The organism is Parachryseolinea silvisoli (assembly GCF_021190955.1).
GTDB lineage: Bacteria > Bacteroidota > Bacteroidia > Cytophagales > Cyclobacteriaceae > Ohtaekwangia > Ohtaekwangia silvisoli.
In genome coordinates, this window is record NZ_JAIOAO010000001.1 from 1,359,261 (window position 1) to 1,375,341 (window position 16,081).

At 53.6% G+C, this 16,081-nt stretch carries 17 protein-coding genes; 2 read left to right on the top strand and 15 right to left on the bottom strand.

Going from position 1 to position 16,081, the window contains the following annotated elements; translation table 11 throughout:
• Nucleotides 1-14 precede the first annotated feature (14 nt).
• From K7P01_RS05645 to K7P01_RS05655, 3 genes are all read right to left on the bottom strand, one after another.
• Nucleotides 15-1,271, bottom strand: coding sequence for a TCR/Tet family MFS transporter (locus tag K7P01_RS05645; protein ID WP_267290750.1), 1,257 nt, complete (start codon nt 1,269-1,271; stop codon nt 15-17).
• A gap of 69 nt (nt 1,272-1,340) precedes the next feature.
• Nucleotides 1,341-1,712, bottom strand: a complete 372-nt coding sequence (locus tag K7P01_RS05650; RefSeq protein ID WP_267290752.1) for a hypothetical protein — start codon at nt 1,710-1,712, stop codon at nt 1,341-1,343.
• Between the two features lie 53 nt (nt 1,713-1,765).
• The gene (locus K7P01_RS05655) at nt 1,766-2,395 is read right to left on the bottom strand and encodes an IMPACT family protein (protein ID WP_267290754.1); all 630 of its coding nucleotides are present in this window, start codon (nt 2,393-2,395) and stop codon (nt 1,766-1,768) included.
• A 132-nt stretch (nt 2,396-2,527) separates the two neighbouring features.
• Here K7P01_RS05655 and K7P01_RS05660 point away from each other — a divergent pair, with 132 nt between their 5' ends.
• The gene (locus K7P01_RS05660) at nt 2,528-3,346 is read left to right on the top strand and encodes a head GIN domain-containing protein (protein WP_267290756.1); all 819 of its coding nucleotides are present in this window, start codon (nt 2,528-2,530) and stop codon (nt 3,344-3,346) included.
• A gap of 91 nt (nt 3,347-3,437) precedes the next feature.
• A complete protein-coding gene (locus K7P01_RS05665) occupies nt 3,438-4,079 on the top strand; it encodes an MgtC/SapB family protein (protein ID WP_267290758.1) in 642 nt (213 codons plus the stop codon).
• Between the two features lie 81 nt (nt 4,080-4,160).
• Here K7P01_RS05665 and K7P01_RS05670 read toward each other — a convergent pair whose 3' ends face one another.
• The 12 genes from K7P01_RS05670 to nuoE all read right to left on the bottom strand — a co-directional run bounded on the left by K7P01_RS05670 (nt 4,161) and on the right by nuoE (nt 16,042).
• Nucleotides 4,161-4,853, bottom strand: a complete 693-nt coding sequence (locus tag K7P01_RS05670) for an NUDIX hydrolase (protein ID WP_254085815.1) — start codon at nt 4,851-4,853, stop codon at nt 4,161-4,163.
• Nucleotides 4,854-5,253: 400 nt separating this feature from the next.
• The gene (locus K7P01_RS05675; RefSeq protein ID WP_267290762.1) at nt 5,254-5,691 is read right to left on the bottom strand and encodes a CBS domain-containing protein; all 438 of its coding nucleotides are present in this window, start codon (nt 5,689-5,691) and stop codon (nt 5,254-5,256) included.
• Between the two features lie 116 nt (nt 5,692-5,807).
• Nucleotides 5,808-7,193 (bottom strand): NADH-quinone oxidoreductase subunit N, encoded by a 1,386-nt coding sequence (locus K7P01_RS05680; protein WP_267290764.1) that lies wholly within the window; start codon nt 7,191-7,193, stop codon nt 5,808-5,810.
• A gap of 1 nt (nt 7,194) precedes the next feature.
• A complete protein-coding gene (locus tag K7P01_RS05685; RefSeq protein ID WP_267290766.1) occupies nt 7,195-8,670 on the bottom strand; it encodes a complex I subunit 4 family protein in 1,476 nt (491 codons plus the stop codon).
• Nucleotides 8,671-8,688: 18 nt separating this feature from the next.
• Complete coding sequence (gene nuoL / locus K7P01_RS05690) at nt 8,689-10,593, bottom strand: NADH-quinone oxidoreductase subunit L (RefSeq protein WP_267290768.1); 1,905 nt, start codon at nt 10,591-10,593, stop codon at nt 8,689-8,691.
• 2 nt (nt 10,594-10,595) lie between these two features.
• Complete coding sequence (gene nuoK, locus K7P01_RS05695; RefSeq protein ID WP_267290770.1) at nt 10,596-10,904, bottom strand: NADH-quinone oxidoreductase subunit NuoK; 309 nt, start codon at nt 10,902-10,904, stop codon at nt 10,596-10,598.
• A gap of 33 nt (nt 10,905-10,937) precedes the next feature.
• Nucleotides 10,938-11,444 carry an NADH-quinone oxidoreductase subunit J family protein gene (locus K7P01_RS05700; protein ID WP_267290772.1) on the bottom strand — a complete coding sequence of 169 codons (507 nt, stop codon included), beginning with the start codon at nt 11,442-11,444 and terminating at the stop codon, nt 10,938-10,940.
• Nucleotides 11,445-11,456: 12 nt separating this feature from the next.
• Nucleotides 11,457-12,023, bottom strand: a complete 567-nt coding sequence (locus tag K7P01_RS05705) for a NuoI/complex I 23 kDa subunit family protein (RefSeq protein ID WP_267292368.1) — start codon at nt 12,021-12,023, stop codon at nt 11,457-11,459.
• A gap of 40 nt (nt 12,024-12,063) precedes the next feature.
• Nucleotides 12,064-13,116: an NADH-quinone oxidoreductase subunit NuoH gene (gene nuoH / locus K7P01_RS05710; RefSeq protein WP_267290774.1), complete on the bottom strand. Its 1,053-nt coding sequence runs from the start codon at nt 13,114-13,116 to the stop codon at nt 12,064-12,066.
• A gap of 4 nt (nt 13,117-13,120) precedes the next feature.
• Nucleotides 13,121-14,119: a 2Fe-2S iron-sulfur cluster-binding protein gene (locus tag K7P01_RS05715; protein ID WP_267290776.1), complete on the bottom strand. Its 999-nt coding sequence runs from the start codon at nt 14,117-14,119 to the stop codon at nt 13,121-13,123.
• A 28-nt stretch (nt 14,120-14,147) separates the two neighbouring features.
• Nucleotides 14,148-15,506, bottom strand: coding sequence for an NADH-quinone oxidoreductase subunit NuoF (nuoF, locus tag K7P01_RS05720; RefSeq protein ID WP_267290778.1), 1,359 nt, complete (start codon nt 15,504-15,506; stop codon nt 14,148-14,150).
• A 2-nt stretch (nt 15,507-15,508) separates the two neighbouring features.
• Nucleotides 15,509-16,042, bottom strand: coding sequence for an NADH-quinone oxidoreductase subunit NuoE (gene nuoE, locus K7P01_RS05725; protein ID WP_267290780.1), 534 nt, complete (start codon nt 16,040-16,042; stop codon nt 15,509-15,511).
• Nucleotides 16,043-16,081: the final 39 nt, after the last annotated feature.

Below are 16,081 nucleotides of genomic sequence, written 5' to 3' on the forward strand. Positions count from 1 at the left end.
CGGCAGCAGCCCGGTCAGTGCGTGACCGGCTGCTGTTCTACCGCTGCGTCCACCTTCTTATGCGGACGCTTCAAGCTTATCCGCGCCAGCACTGCACTGACCAGGGTCATCACCGACGCAGTCATCATACACGCCCCGGGAAAGTTCACGATTCCTTCCGGGCCGGACGAATGCGCAAAAATCCATGTCATCAATACGGGGCCGACTATCGAAGTCAGGCTCATGAGGCTCGTGAGAGCGCCCTGCAGCTCCCCTTGCTCAGTCGCCGGCACTTGCGCCGACATAACACCCTGCAAGGCTGGGCCACAAATCCCTCCCAGGCAATACGGTATCAGAAACACAAACATCATCCATCCGTGCGTCGCCATACCAAACAAAAAGAATCCCACGGCGTAAAGCCCCAATCCGACATAGATGCTGCGCTCCTGCCCAAGTTTCGGAAGGATGAAGCGTATCAGCCCCCCTTGCACAATGCCCACCAACAGGCCGACGAATGCTAATGAATAACCAATCAGGTCCTCTCCCCAACCGAACTTTTCGATGGTATAAAACGACCATGTGCTCTGCACAGCATGGCCCGCAATGTAGATCAATACAAGAGACGCTACCAGTCCGAGGATGACTTTATACCGCATCAGAAATAGCAGCGACCCAATCGGGTTCGCCCGGGCTATTTCAAACTTCCGCCGGTTCTCCGGCTTCAGGGATTCCGGCAGTATAAAGAACCCATATAGCCAGTTCACAAAAGTCAGCACGGCCGCGCCGATAAAGGGCGCCTTCAGACCACCGTATTTGGCCAGTAAGCCGCCCAGCGCGGGCCCAATGATAAAACCCAGTCCGAAGGCCGCGCCGATCATACCGAAGTTCTGTGCCCGCTTTTCAGGCTCGCTGATATCGGCAATGTAGGCCGACGCAGTCGTGAAGCTCGCGCCCATGATGCCGGCGATGATGCGCCCGACGAACAGCCACTCAACGGTCGGCGCGAATACCAGAAAGGTATAATCCACGCCAAAACCGAACAACGAAGCCAGCAGGATCGGCCGGCGTCCGTAGCGGTCGCTCAGATTTCCCATGAGCGGTGAAAAAAAGAATTGTGGAATGGCAAACGCCGCCAATAGCCACCCCCCGAGCTCCGAAGCTTCGGCATTGCTCACCCCGGTCATATTGGTAATCAGCTTCGGCATCACCGGAATGATGATTCCAAAACCAATCACATCGATCAACAATGTCACAAAAATAAATCCGAGAGCAGCGTTTTTCTTGGAGACCATAGGGAGCACGAAATTCAGTCCGCAAATAAAGCCATTATAGGCCAGTATCTACGTACGCAAACGGGACAATTACAGGGGGGCTTTATACAGCAGGTGAGACGGGCTGATGCCCGGAACGACTTCGTCGTACACCAACGGATTGTCCAGCGTGATCTCCGTACCATCGCAGGCAAACGTACGGCACGCCAGGCAGCTCATCATGACCGGCTGGTGCACAAACACCGTACCCTGACTGGTCGGAATGATATATACATTGCCATACGCCGATCCTTCCGAGCCTGCTTGCACCAGCAGTGTTTCCAGCCACTGCATATTCTCGCGTGAAGTCTCGCAGCTGGCAGCGGCCCGCGTCATGGCATGCGTAAGACCGTCAGTGGTGTGGTCGTCGGGCGCACAACCGGCCAGGCAGGCCAGCAGGAGCAGAATCAGGTAGCGGTGCATGGGAGGGTATTTTCACCATAGACACGTGTTGCCTGCGAAAAGTTGTAACCGTTTCACGAAGCAGGCGCCCCGGTCTCCAGCAGCGCAACGCCTACTCCCAACGCACGCAGCAGGTCGATCTTCGCGACTAACGCCGGATGCGTCTGAAGGGCCACCGTGCCGCGCAGCACGCAACCGTCGGTATATTCCTGTGCGGTAATCGCTACGTCAAATTCTTTTACGACACGCATCACCTCGGGTGTAGCACCGTAGTCGTACTGCAGCGTTACCGCTGCGCGCACTTCCCGCGTGTCCACAACGGCCTGCTGCAACGCGTCTTCGGCCGCCAGTCTATACGCGCTGATCAATCCGCCTACGCCCAGTTTTATACCACCGAAATACCGCACCACCACCACCATCACGTCCGTCAGGTCGCGTGAGCGTATCTGGCCCAGGATCGGATCGCCGGCCGAATGGTTGGGCTCACCATCGTCCGCGGCGCGAAAGCGTTGTTTGTCGGGGCCCAGCATCCACGCATAGCAATGATGGCGTGCATCAAAATATTCCTTGCGAAGCGCGTCCAGGTGTTCTTTGATGGCAGCCTCTGATGACACCGGATACGCAAAGGCAAGGAATTTGCTTCCTTTCTCCTTATAGAGCCCCTGGGTGGGCTGTTGAATGGTACGGTATGAAAATGCCTGCACACCGCAAGGTACATGTTTTACGCGCGCCGACGCCGTATACACGCCGCAAAGCAGGTTTTTCCCATTCCATGCAACCTTGTACCGCCCCGTGTAGTCTTATACGCAAACATCGAAACACAACCTTTAGCATCTATGAAACATATAATCCCTTCGCTCCTGCTGATCGCTTTTGTAAGCGTAACGTCCGTTTTCGCACAGACGCGCGAAACCCGCAACACCGGCTCGTTCACCAAAGTGGCGTTTCGTGTGCCCGGTAAATTATACCTCCGTCAGGGCAACACACCCAAGGTAGAAGTGGAAGGCAAGCAGGAACTGCTTGCGGAAATTGAGACCAGCGTAGAAGGCACGCGCCTCGTGATCGGCAAACGCGGCAAATGGAACAACTGGACCTGGAAGAACGATGACCGCATTAATGTATACATCACCATGCCCACGGTAGAAGGATTGAACGTCGGTGGCTCGGGCGATCTTATTGCCGAAACCCGCATTCACAGCGAGAGCCTCGAACTGTCGGTCAGCGGCTCCGGCTCCATGAAGATCGAGATCGAAGCAACCGGCAACACCGAAGCCAGCGTATCAGGCTCGGGTGGAATCGTGGTAAAGGGTAAAGCCAAAAACTTTGAAAGCCGCGTGAGCGGATCAGGCCAGGTAGATGCCGACATACAGGTTGCGAGTCTCGCTGACTTCAGCGTGTCTGGCTCCGGCAGAATCTCGGCATCGGGCACGGCCAATGCGGTGAAGGCCAGCATCAGCGGCTCGGGTCGCGTACTGGCAGCCAACCTGGAAACCAACACGTGCGATGTGAGAATATCAGGCTCGGGCGACGCAGAGATCAATGTAAAGGAAGCGCTCAACGCCAGCATCAGCGGCAGCGGCAGCGTACTCTACAAAGGCGATCCCAAGCAGCTGAACAGTCACTCGGCTGGCAGCGGAAAAGTTCGGAAGATGTAGGTTGAGTTACACCTTCCGCATACGCCAGAGGCGACCGCACGGTCGCCTTTTTTATTGCTATAGGCATGTTATTTTATCGCTATACAAGCCTATGGATATATTCAACTTTCGCGACGAAATGGCCTTGCGCCTGTTTCTGTCCTTCCTGGTAGGTGCTGCCATTGGTATGGAACGGGAATACCGCAGCAAGGCCGCCGGCCTCCGCACGATGATCGTCATCTGCCTCGGCTCGACGATCTTTACAGAAATCTCTATCCGCATCGGCGCGGGCTCACCCGACCGCATCGCTTCAAACATCGTCACGGGTGTTGGCTTCCTGGGCGCAGGGGTCATCTTTAAAGACGGGCTCTCGATCAACGGTATCACTACCGCCACCACTATCTGGATCGCCGCCGCGCTGGGCATGGCCGTAGGGGCCGGCGAGTATGGCATCGCCATCGCCGGTTCGCTCATTGCACTCGTCGTATTGACCTTATTCGAAAAGGTAAAAATCTTCATTTCCCGTCGCCACCAGTCACGATCGTATCGCATCGCCTATTACGACGACGGCAGCTTTCGCCCCGCACTACACGACATGCTGAAGCAGCTCAAGCTTGACTTCGAGCTGGAACGCGAAAGCAAAGACGAGACTGTTGTCGTTATTACCTACGGCATCAATGGTCGCGAAGAAAAGCTCAATGCGCTAAACGATCACCTGCGGCAAGACACCCGCGTGAAGTCATACGACTACTAATAACGAACAGGCAATACGAAGCCAGTCCCGACCAAAGCCGGGACTGGTTACAAGTCACGTGGGTTTACAACCCACGCGAACTTAAATGAACTTTACACCTTCCTGGTGTAGTCGGGAGAATTTGTCGCGATCGAATACATAGTAAAAGGCGCCCTTGCGAGACGATTCCTTTTCCTTTTCTTCGAGCTTGTTGAGAATGTCCAGCGACAGGATCTTGCGCGTGAAATTCCGCTTGTCGAGCGGTGTCTCATAGATCGCCTCGTAGAGGTTCTGCAGCTGCGGCAGTGTAAACTTACCCGGAAGCAGCTCAAACCCGATCGGCTGATTCGCCACCTTCTGCTGCAAGCGCTCTTTTGCTTTGCGCAACATTTCAGTGTGATCAAACACCAGGTCTGGAATCTGGTCTAGCGGGAACCAACGTGCCTCGTGGTCGTCGTGCAAGCGCTCTTGATAATCTTTGATGTTAATGAGCGCAAAATACGCGATCGATACGACGCGGCTGGCCGGATCTCGGTCTACACCGCTGAAGCAATACAGTTGCTCCATGTAGGTCGTTTGCAACCCGGTGAGGTCATGCAGCACGCGCTGCGCCGCCTCATCGGTACTCTCGTCCTGATTGACAAAGCCACCCATCAGTGACCATTTGCCTCGATCAGGATCGATGTTCCTTTTGACGAGCAACGCCTTAAGCTGATGGCCGTCAAATCCAAAAATGATGCAGTCTACTGCCACGAGTAGCCTGTCTTGTGTGTTGTACTTTGTGATGATATCCATAACGTAGAGGGTCTTTACTATATAAATATGCTGAATTAGGAGAAACTTACCAACGGTATCGGCAAAGCATTGTCATTTTAATTGTTAAAATTTTCCGTTGGCGCCCCCGGTATCAGTATATCTACGTATCACTACCGCAACACCGCGTGCGCATTTCGATATATATAGTTTGCGCAAACCCCTGCGATACCCGCACACCATGATGACTTCAAAACAATAAAACGCACCGGGATGTTTTCACAAAATGTTCAACCGCCTCCACATCAACCTGTAAAATAAAAAAATGCATGATAAACTTGTTATACCATGCATACACAGAAAAAATATAACTACTGCTTTTACCTACGTACACCTACCTACGTAACGCAAGGCGAGGTATACTTCGCATCGAACCGGCCGCCTATTGCGCGCCGGTGATATAATGCTCCAGATGTTGGATGATGGACTTCTGCTCGTTAATGATGTTGCGCACAACGTCGCTGATCGAGATCACACCGACTAAGTCGTCGTACTCATTCACGACGGGTAAATGGCGAAACTTCTTGTCGCTCATCAACCACATACATTCCTCGATCGTCGTCTCCGGCGTAACCGTGATGACGTTTTGGGTCATGAGCTCGTTGATCAGCGTGTCCTTCGAAGATTTGCCTTTCAAAATAAGCTTGCGGGCATAATCTCGCTCGGTGAAGATCCCCACCATTTTGCCGTTTTCCACAATGACCAACCCCCCGATATTCTTCTCACACATGCGTTCAATGGCATGATAAACAGTAACTGTGGGCTCTACTGAATAGACAGCATAGCCTTTGACTTCTAGAATGTCTCGTACTTTCGCCATGTTATAAAAGTTTAGCAATCGATTGAAGATAACCGTTTTGGCTAAAAAAAACAAGCGGTTCCGGCCTCGTCTATGACGCACCGGAACCGCAACAATCGGCGAAAAGCCGCGATTTCTTATTGGATCAGCGAAAGAACCGCATCCGGGAAGATGCCCAATACAAAACTTAATACGATTAATACAAAGGTGAGCGCACGCTGTGAGCCCGATACCGGCAGCGGCGTAGCCTGCTGCGGCGCCTGGAAGTACATCGCAATGATGACGCGGAAATAATAATACACGCCTATCAGGGAGGTCACCACCGCCACGATCACCAGCGGTGTGTAGCCCTTCGCAATAGCCAGCGCGAAGACCATGTACTTCCCAAAAAATCCAGGGAAGGGCGGTATACCCGCCAGCGACAACAACGCAATCGTCAGTCCCACGGCCAGCAGCGGATTGCGCTTGAAGAGGCCATTAAAATATTCAATCGTGATCGACTCGCTGTTACCTTCCACCAGGTGCAGCACGCTAAAGGCAGCAATAGACGATACAGCATACGACGCCAGATAGTAGAAGATCACCCCCGACGACGCAGTCGGATCGGCCGTAAAGGCCAGCAAAATATAGCCTACATGCCCCACACTGGAGTATGCCAGAATCCGCTTCACGTGTGATTGGTAGACCGCCGTGATGTTCGGCAGCACCAGCGTCAACACGGTAATAACCATCAAGATAGTAGACCACGTGCTGTAGGTCCCCACCAGGCCAATCGAAAACATGCGGTAAAACGCGGCCAACGCGCCGATCTTCACAACGGTAGACATAAACGCCGTGACCGTCGTGGGCGCGCCCCCGTAAACATCAGGAGCCCAGAAGTGGAAGGGCACCGCTGAGATCTTAAACGCCAACCCCACCAGCAACAACAGCACACCCGCATAAAAGAAGGACGGTAATGCGTGGTTATGCTCGGTGATAAACAGTGCAATCGTACCAATATCAAACGATCCGGTAGCGCCGTACAGCAGGGCAATGCCCATGAGGAGGAAGCCTGTCGCGAACGAACCCATCAGGAAATACTTGAAAGCCGCCTCGATCGATAAGAGACTTTCTTTATTGCTGCCCGCCAAAACATACAGCGACAGCGACAAGATCTCGATGCCCAGGAAGAGCATCGCCATGTTATTATACGAAGCCATCAGGATGGCACCGACGATCGCGAAGATCACCAGCGACGTGCGTTCCGTACGGTGCTGGGGCTGCGCTTGAAAGTAGTCGCTTGCCATCCAGAACCAGAGGATGGACACCACCGCAATCAGCCCCGTAAAGGCCAGTGCGACATTGTCAAACACCAGCATGTGACTGAAATATGTCTCGACTTCGCCATTCCACTCCAGCGCGAGTGTAGCCGTCGCCACCAGCAGGCCGATGATGGCAATAGCCGTCAGCCACTTTTTGAAGTTGGCGATTTCGGCAAGGAGCGAAACGATACTCAGGCCACAGATAACAAGCAATGCGTTCATATTACTTTACGGATGCAGAAAGGTTCGAATAAATTTTCAGTAAGCTGGCCACCGCCGGTTCCGAGATCTCCAGCAACGGCGCCGGATAAATACCGATCACCAGGATCAGCAATACGATGGGATACAGCACCAGCTTCTCCTGGCCTGTCAGGTCGGCAAAGCCCGCCGTCACCGTGTTGGTCTCGCCCGACATGCTCTGCTGGAACGTACGCAACATATATACCGCACCCAGGATGATGGTCAGGCCCGCAACAGCGCCCAATACGCCATGGTACTGGAACACCGAGTTGATCAGCAGGAACTCGCCCACAAACCCGCTGGTAAACGGCAGTGCCACACTCCCCAGCATCACGATCACAAATACGGTAGTCAGCACCGGCGCAACAGTGCGAATACCACCCAGCGCCGACAACGTGCGTGTCTGCGTACGCTGTGAAATGATGTCAACAATATAGAACAGTGCGAACACCACGATGCCGTGGCTCAACATCTGGATCATCGCGCCCTGCACACCAATCGTGCTCAGCGTAAAGGCACCCGCCGAGATCAACCCAACGTGGGCTACCGACGAATACGCAATCAGGCGCTTAAAGTCTTTTTGAACAATGGCGATACACGACGCGTAGATAATGCCGATCACCGACAATACCACGGCCGTAAAGCCCCAGGCCTCCACACCGGCCGGCACCAGCGGCAACAACCAGCGGATCACACCGTAAATCCCCATCTTCAGCATGATACCCGACAGCAGCATCGTACCCTGTGTGGGGGCTACGGTATAGGTATCGGGCTGCCACGTGTGGAACGGGAACACCGGCATCTTAATCGCAAAGGCCACAAACATTGCCCAGAAGATCAGGCCTTGCTCATACACCGGCAGCGCACGGCCGGCGTCGTACAACGCCTGGATCGCGAAAGTGTGTGTACCCGGTGTTTGGAAGTATACATATACCAGGGCCACCAGCATAAACAGCGAGCCCGCAAGCGTATAAACGAAGAACTTAAACGTAATGCGGCCGCGGTCTTCACCACCCCAGATCAGGCAGATGAAATAGATCGGAATCAGCGCGACTTCCCAGAAGAGATAGAACAGCAAACCGTCCAGTGCGCAGAACACACCGATCAGCGCCATCTGCATCACCAGAATCAATCCATAGAACGTAGAGGCTTTTTCAATCGTACGATTAAACGACGACAGAATGATAAACGGCACCAGCAACGTAGTGAGCAGCACCAGCAGCAAGCTGATCCCATCGATCCCTACCGCAAAGTGCAGCCCGAATGCGCGGACCCAGGGTATATCGACTACATACTGCGCAAGATCCGTCTTCGGAAAAACCACTGCCAGGTACAACGACACCGCCAGCTCGACGATGGAAGCCACCAACGCCAACATCTTCGCCTGTGCCGGCTTAAACGCAAACAGTAACAGGGCGACGAGCAGCGGGAAGAATACGAGGAATATCGTTATAAACATGTCTTCTTAAATTATCATTTAGCGAATTATCCCCATGGCCAGGATCAGCACAATGCCGATCACCATCACAAATATGTAATAACCAATGCTACCGTTCTGCAGCAACCGCGCACCGCGGCTGGCCGGCACAACACTACCACCGATCAGGTTTACAATCTTATCGACACCCGGGCGCTCGACGATATCGGCGAACGTAGCCGAGATCCAATACAAAGGCTTCACGACAATCGCGTGATAAATCTCATCCACATAATACTTGTTCGCCAGTACCTTCTGCACGCCGCCAACCTGCGTATCGGCCGCCGGCACACGGTTGCCCTTTACATAGCGTATGTACGCGAAGACGATCAGTACCACCGTCAAGGCTACCACGGTACCCATCAGCGCATATTCGGTGCTGTGGCTCAGGTGATGATGCCCGCTGGTTACCGCAACTGACGGCGCAAACACCGGTGCCAGGTACGAGGCCAGCCAATGTGAGCCCCCCAGTGCTTCCGGCACGCCCATAAAACCACCCACCAGTGACAGCACCGCCAGTAGCATCAGCGGAATGGTGATGCTCATCGGTGACTCGTGAATGTGGTGCATCACGTCGTGCCCGGCACGCTCCTTACCAAAGAAGGTCAGGAAGAACATGCGGAACATATAGAACACGGTAAGCAGCGAAGCAAATAAGGCCAGCCCGTAAACGACCGGATTATGCAGATACGCTGCGGCCAAAATTTCATCTTTCGAGAAGAAGCCGGCAAACGGCGGGATACCCGAGATCGCCAATACGCCGACCAGGAAAGTCAGGAATGTAACCGGCAGGTATTTCTTCAAGCCGCCCATCTTGCGAATATCCTGTTCACCCCCGAGGGCGTGAATCACGCTACCTGCGCCGAGGAACAACAACGCCTTAAAGAATGCGTGTGTCGCCATGTGGAAAATCCCGCTCGTGAACGAGCCCAGGCCCAACGCCAGGAACATCAGCCCCAACTGGCTGACGGTCGAGTATGCCAGTACTTTCTTAATATCGTTTTGCTTCACCGCAATGGTCGCGGCAAAGATGGCCGTTAAAACACCAACGATCATCACAACCTCCAGGGTAGCCGGCGACAGCGAATAAAGCAGATTGTTACGGGCGATCATATAGATACCGGCCGTCACCATGGTCGCCGCGTGAATCAACGCCGACACCGGTGTCGGACCCGCCATCGCGTCGGGCAGCCAGGTGTACAGCGGCAACTGCGCGCTCTTACCCATGGCACCGACAAACAGCAGCATCGTGATCAACGTCAGTGTGCCCGTGTCGATCGTGGTCGCTTTCGCGAATACGTCCGTGTATTGAATACTGCCAAAGTATACAAAGATCAGGATGACCCCGAGCAGCATGCCCAGGTCACCAATCCGGTTCATGATAAAGGCTTTATTGGCGGCATTGTTATACGCCTGGTTCTTAAACCAGAAGCCGATCAGCAGGTACGAGCAAAGCCCCACCCCTTCCCAGCCGACAAACATCAGCAGGTAGTTGGCGCCCATCACGAGCAGCAACATAAAGAATACGAACAGGTTCAGGTACGAGAAGAAGCGGTTAAAGCCGGCATCATCGTGCATGTACCCGATAGAATATACGTGAATCAGGAAACCCACGCCGGTAATGATCAACAGAAACAACGACGACAGCGGATCCACCAGGAAACTGATCGACGTCGAGAAGTTGCCGGCCTTGATCCAATCGAACAACGTAACTTCCAGTACACGTTGATCCACCGGCAATCCCAGCAAATGGGTAAACAATACAATCGAAAGAATAAACGAAATCAGCACCGCGCCGCAGGCGATAAAGGCAGTCACGCCATGTGTTAGCTTGCGGACGTTCAGCGCTACGATCAGAAAGCCCAGCAGCGGGAACAACGGTACCAGGCTCACCAGCGTCTTCATACTTACCATTTTAAGCGATTCAAAATATTAATATCTGTACTGCGGGTGGCACGATACATCGTCACCAGGATGGCAAGGCCCACGGCTACTTCCGCCGCGGCAACCGCCATGATAAAAAACACAAATACCTGACCCGATGGGTCGTTGAGCCGGGCGGAGAATGCCACCAGCAAAAGATTGACGGCGTTAAGCATCAACTCGATACACATAAAAATGATGATCGCGTTTCTGCGGTACAGCACGCCGAGCACCCCAATGGTGAACAGCGTGGCAGAAAGCCAGACATAATAATCTATCGGAAGAGCATTCATCGTTGTTGTAGTAGTCTAAAATTTCGATCGATGTTACAGTATATCGTTAGCCTTTTCGGATTTGCCCAGCATCACGGCACCCACCATCGCGGCGAGCAGCAACACCGACGAAATCTCAAAGGGCAACAGGAACTCATCAAACATGACTTTGCCCAGTCGCTGCACAGACCCCAGGTCCGGGTCGGCTACCGCACTGGCCGGCAGCGCCTCCGTACCCTTCAGCGAACCCACCAGCACGATCAACAGCAGCCCTGCGCAAATCGTGGCCGCAAATTTCAGCATCGTGCTCTTGTGTGGCTCCATCTCGATGTTGAGGTTGAGCATCATGATCACATACAGGAATAACACCATGATCGCGCCGGCGTACACAATGATGTGTACAATAAACAGGAACTCGGCATTCAACAGCACATAATGCCCCGCGATCGTAAAGAAGGTAATAATCAGGTAAAGTACACTGTGTACCGGGCTCTTGGAAACAACCACCATGATGGCCGAGAGCACCGCCAAAAATGAAAGAAAGTAAAAAACGTTCAGCACTGCGAAGTTGATTTATTTGTTATGACTCAGTCGTTTCTGTTGTTTAAACTCCAGTACGTTCTGCGTTTGGCGTACCGACACGTCGATGCGCTCATCGACCTTTTCCACCAGCTTGTCTTTTCCATAAATAAACTCACCCCGGCCATAGTCCGTCGACACAATGCGGTCTGTCAAAAAGATCGCCTCTTTCGGACAAGCCTCTTCGCACAAGCCGCAGAAGATGCAGCGCAGCATATTGATCTCGTACGTGGCGGCGTATTTCTCCTCGCGATACAAGTTTTCCTCACCCTTCTTGCGTTCTGCCGCCGTCATGGTAATGGCTTCTGCCGGACACGCTACCGCGCATAGACCGCACGCCGTACAACGCTCGGCCCCCTTGTCGTCACGCTTTAACACGTGCTGCCCACGCCATATCTCAGCGATGGGGCGCTTCGTCTCCGGATAGCGCACCGTCGCACCCTTTTTGAACAAGTGGCGAATAGTGATCACCACACCGCTCAACAGCGCCGGCAGATAGATCTTCTCCGCGAAGGTCATCTTCTTATTTGAAACAAGCTTGGATCGGTTCGTTAACATGATTATACCTTGTGTCCGTTTTTTTTCGTTTTGTAGTATCTGCCTACCAGGTCCAGTTGTTGTTCTTAATCAATATCACGAGGCCGGTAATAAAGATGTTAAAGATCGACAACGGGATCAGCACTTTCCAGCCCAGGTTCATCAGCTGGTCGTAGCGGAAGCGCGGGATCGTCCAGCGAATCCACATAAAGAAGAAAATGAAGAAACACACTTTTGATATCAGCACCAGCACGCCGATAATAGAGATCGTATTGTGGTCCAGCCCCAGATCATTCATGAACGGGAAGTTGTAACCGCCGAAGTACAGCGTAGAGATCACCGCCGCCGATACAAACATGTTGATGTATTCGGCAAAGAGGTAGAAGCCCAGTTTCATCGAGCTATATTCCGTGTGATAACCCCCGATCAATTCCGTTTCACACTCCGGCAAGTCAAAGGGCGTGCGGTTACACTCGGCAAACGCACAGATGATAAAGATCAAAAATCCGAGCGGCTGGTATACCACATTCCAGAAATGCCACTCGCCGCCTACACCACCCGTTTGCTGCGCCGAGATCTCGCCCAGGCTCAACGTCCCGGTCACCAGCACCAACGCGATGATCGAAAGCCCCATGGCAATCTCATAGCTGATCATCTGCGCCGAAGCACGGATCGCACCCAGCAACGAGAACTTATTGTTAGAGGCCCAGCCCCCGATCATTATACCATATACACCGATCGACACCACGCCAAACACATACAGAATCCCGACGTTCAGGTCAGCGATCTGCAGCGCGTATACGTTGTCACCAAACACCAGCGTATCGCCCCACGGAATCAACACCCCCGCCATCATGGCCGTCATCATGGCAATACACGGTCCAAGTACGAACAGGAACCGGTTGGATACCACCGGGATAATCTCTTCTTTATAAATAAACTTCAATCCATCCGCCAGTGGCTGCAGAATCCCGAACGGACCCGCACGATCCGGACCAATGCGATCTTGCAAAAAGGCCGCAACCTTGCGCTCGGCGTACGTAGAGTACGCCGCCACGAATAGGGTTACACCAAATACAACTCCCACGAGGATCAGCTTATACATGATAAAATCCATATCCTTATGAGTTAGTAGTTTCGGGTAATTGCTTTCCTTTCTGGAACGTCAGCTGACGGTCGATGTCCAGCTTCAGCTTTTGCATATCGATCTTCTCGTAGTGGTTCTGCGAAATAACCGAGTGACGGTCAATGTGACGCGGCCCTTCGACCGTCCAGTCCTTCATGTCCTTGTGATCGTAGCGGCACTCGTTGCAGATATACTCTTTTACTTCATTGAATTGATCCTTGCGGGCCGACACACGCAGCACGTCGTCACCTTTCGTCCATAACACTACCTTGCCACAGCACTTGTCGCAATTGCGGTGCGCATCCAGGGGCTTGGTAAACCATACACGGCTCTTAAAGCGGAAGGTCTTATCCGTCAGCGCGCCTACCGGGCACACGTCGATCATGTTGCCCGAGAAGTCGTTGTCGACAGCTTTCTCAATATACGTGCTGATCTCCGAAGCATCGCCGCGGTTCAATACACCGTGCACACGCTCATTGGTCAGCTGGTCGGCTACGAACGTACAGCGGTAGCACAGAATGCAGCGCGTCATGTGCAGCTTGATCTTATCGCCGATGTCGATCTTCTCGAACGTGCGACGGTCTTCTTCATAGCGGGTCTTGCCCACGCCGTGCTCGTACGACAAGTTCTGCAGGTCGCACTCGCCGGCCTGATCACACACGGGGCAATCCAGCGGGTGGTTCAACAGCAGAAACTCTACTACACCTTTGCGTGCTTCCAGTACTTCCGGCGAAGTGATGTTTTGTACCACCATGCCATCCATGACCGGCGTGCGGCACGAGGCCACCAGCTTCGGCATAGGGCGCGGATCTTTCGCAGAGCCCTGTGTTACCTTCACCAGGCACACGCGGCACTTGCCGCCGGTATCTTTCAACGTCGAATAGTAACACATGGCCGGAGGAACCACTTCGCCACCGATCTGACGGGCGGCGTTCAAAATCGTGGTACCATCTGCCACTTCTACTTCAATGCCATCTATTGTTACTTTAGCCATGTCGCTAAACTTTTTTAATCCTGTTAAATTATACCGTCGCCAATGCCGATGCCGGTACAAACGGCTCCAGCTCGAAGTGTTTCGGGTTCTTCACCTTCTCCGGGTACCGCACGTGATACTCGAACTCCTCGCGGAAGTGGCGTATCGCGCTGGCTACCGGCCAGGCAGCCGCATCGCCCAACGGGCAAATGGTGTTTCCTTCAATCTTCTTGGCTACGTCCACCAGCAGGTCGATGTCGCCTTCGTGGCCATGACCGTGCTCAATGCGGTGCAGCACCTTCTCCATCCAACCGGTACCCTCACGGCACGGGCTGCACTGCCCGCACGACTCGTGGTGATAAAAGCGCGTGAACGTCCACAGGTTGCGCACGATGCAGGATGTCTCATCCATCACGATAAAGCCACCCGAGCCCAACATGGTACCCGACACAAATCCACCGTCTGACAACGACTCATACGTCATCAGGCGCGGCTCGCCTTTGGCGGTCTTCAGGATCAGCTCCGTCGGCAGGATCGGTACGGATGATCCACCCGCCACGACAGCCTTCATCTTACGGCCTTTCCAAATACCACCGCAGTATTGATCGGAGTATATAAATTCTTCTACCGGCAGGCCGAGCTCGATCTCATATACACCGGGCTTGTTGATGTGCCCGCTGGCCGAGATCAACTTGGTTCCCGTGCTCTTGCCGATCCCGATCTTCGCATATTCGTCGCCACCCAGGTTGACGATCGAGCAGACCGCAGCAATGGTTTCGACGTTGTTTACTACCGTAGGCGAAGCGTACAGACCCGCCACCGCCGGGAACGGCGGTTTCAGACGCGGATTGCCGCGCTTGCCTTCCAGCGACTCCAACAGCGCTGTTTCTTCACCACAGATATAGGCACCACCACCGGGCTGTACGTACAGGTCCAGCGAATAGTCGGTGCCCAGGATATTTTTACCGAGAAATCCTTTTGCATAGGCCTCTTGAATGGCTTGCTCCAGGATACGGATTACATACATATATTCACCGCGCACATAGATGTACGAGGTCTTCGCGCCCAGCGCATAGCTGGATGTGATCATGCCTTCGATCAGCACGTGCGGAATCCGCTCCATCAGGTAGCGGTCCTTAAAGGTGCCCGGCTCAGACTCGTCGGCATTGCACACCAGGTAGCGGGGCTTTTCAGACTTGCGGTCCAGGAAGCTCCACTTCATACCTGCCGGGAAACCGGCGCCACCCCGGCCGCGCAGGCCAGACTTCTTCACTTCCTCCGTCACCTCGTCGGGCGTCATGGTCTTCAGCGCCTTCTCCACGGAAGCATAGCCGCCGTGCTTCCGGTACACGTCAAAGGTATTGATGCCCGGAACATTGATGTGTTCTAAAAGTATTTGTCTTCCCATGGCTATAGCTCCTGCATGTTCGATTTCATATACGTGCTGCGGTTGCCCGAAGCGCGCAGTTTCTCTATCAGCGTATCGACCTTCTCGGTCGTCAGGTTCTCATAATAATCCGAGCCGCATTGCAGCATCGGGGCCGTACCACATGAGCCGAGGCACTCCACCGTCTTCAGTGTAAACACACCGTCGGCGGTTGTTTCGCCTTCTTTAATGCCCAGCTTCTTCTCAAAGTGCTCGACGATGTCGTCGGCGCCGCGCAGCCAGCAAGGGCCCGTACGGCAAACTTCGATCAGGCATTTACCCACCGGCTTCAGGTTATACATGGTGTAGAACGAAGCCACTTCGTATACTTCAATCGGCTTGATGTTCAGCAAAGACGCAACGTAGTCCATCGTCTCCGGGCTGAGCCAGCCGTCGAACTCCGCCTGCGCCACGTGCAGCAGCGGCAACAACGCCGACTTCTGCCTGCCCTCCGGATATCGCTTGATGATGCGCTGTGCAAGGGCCAGCGTATCGGGTGAAAATTCTACTTTGCTCATGATCCGTTAAATCGTTTCTCTCTCGGTATAAATTCTATC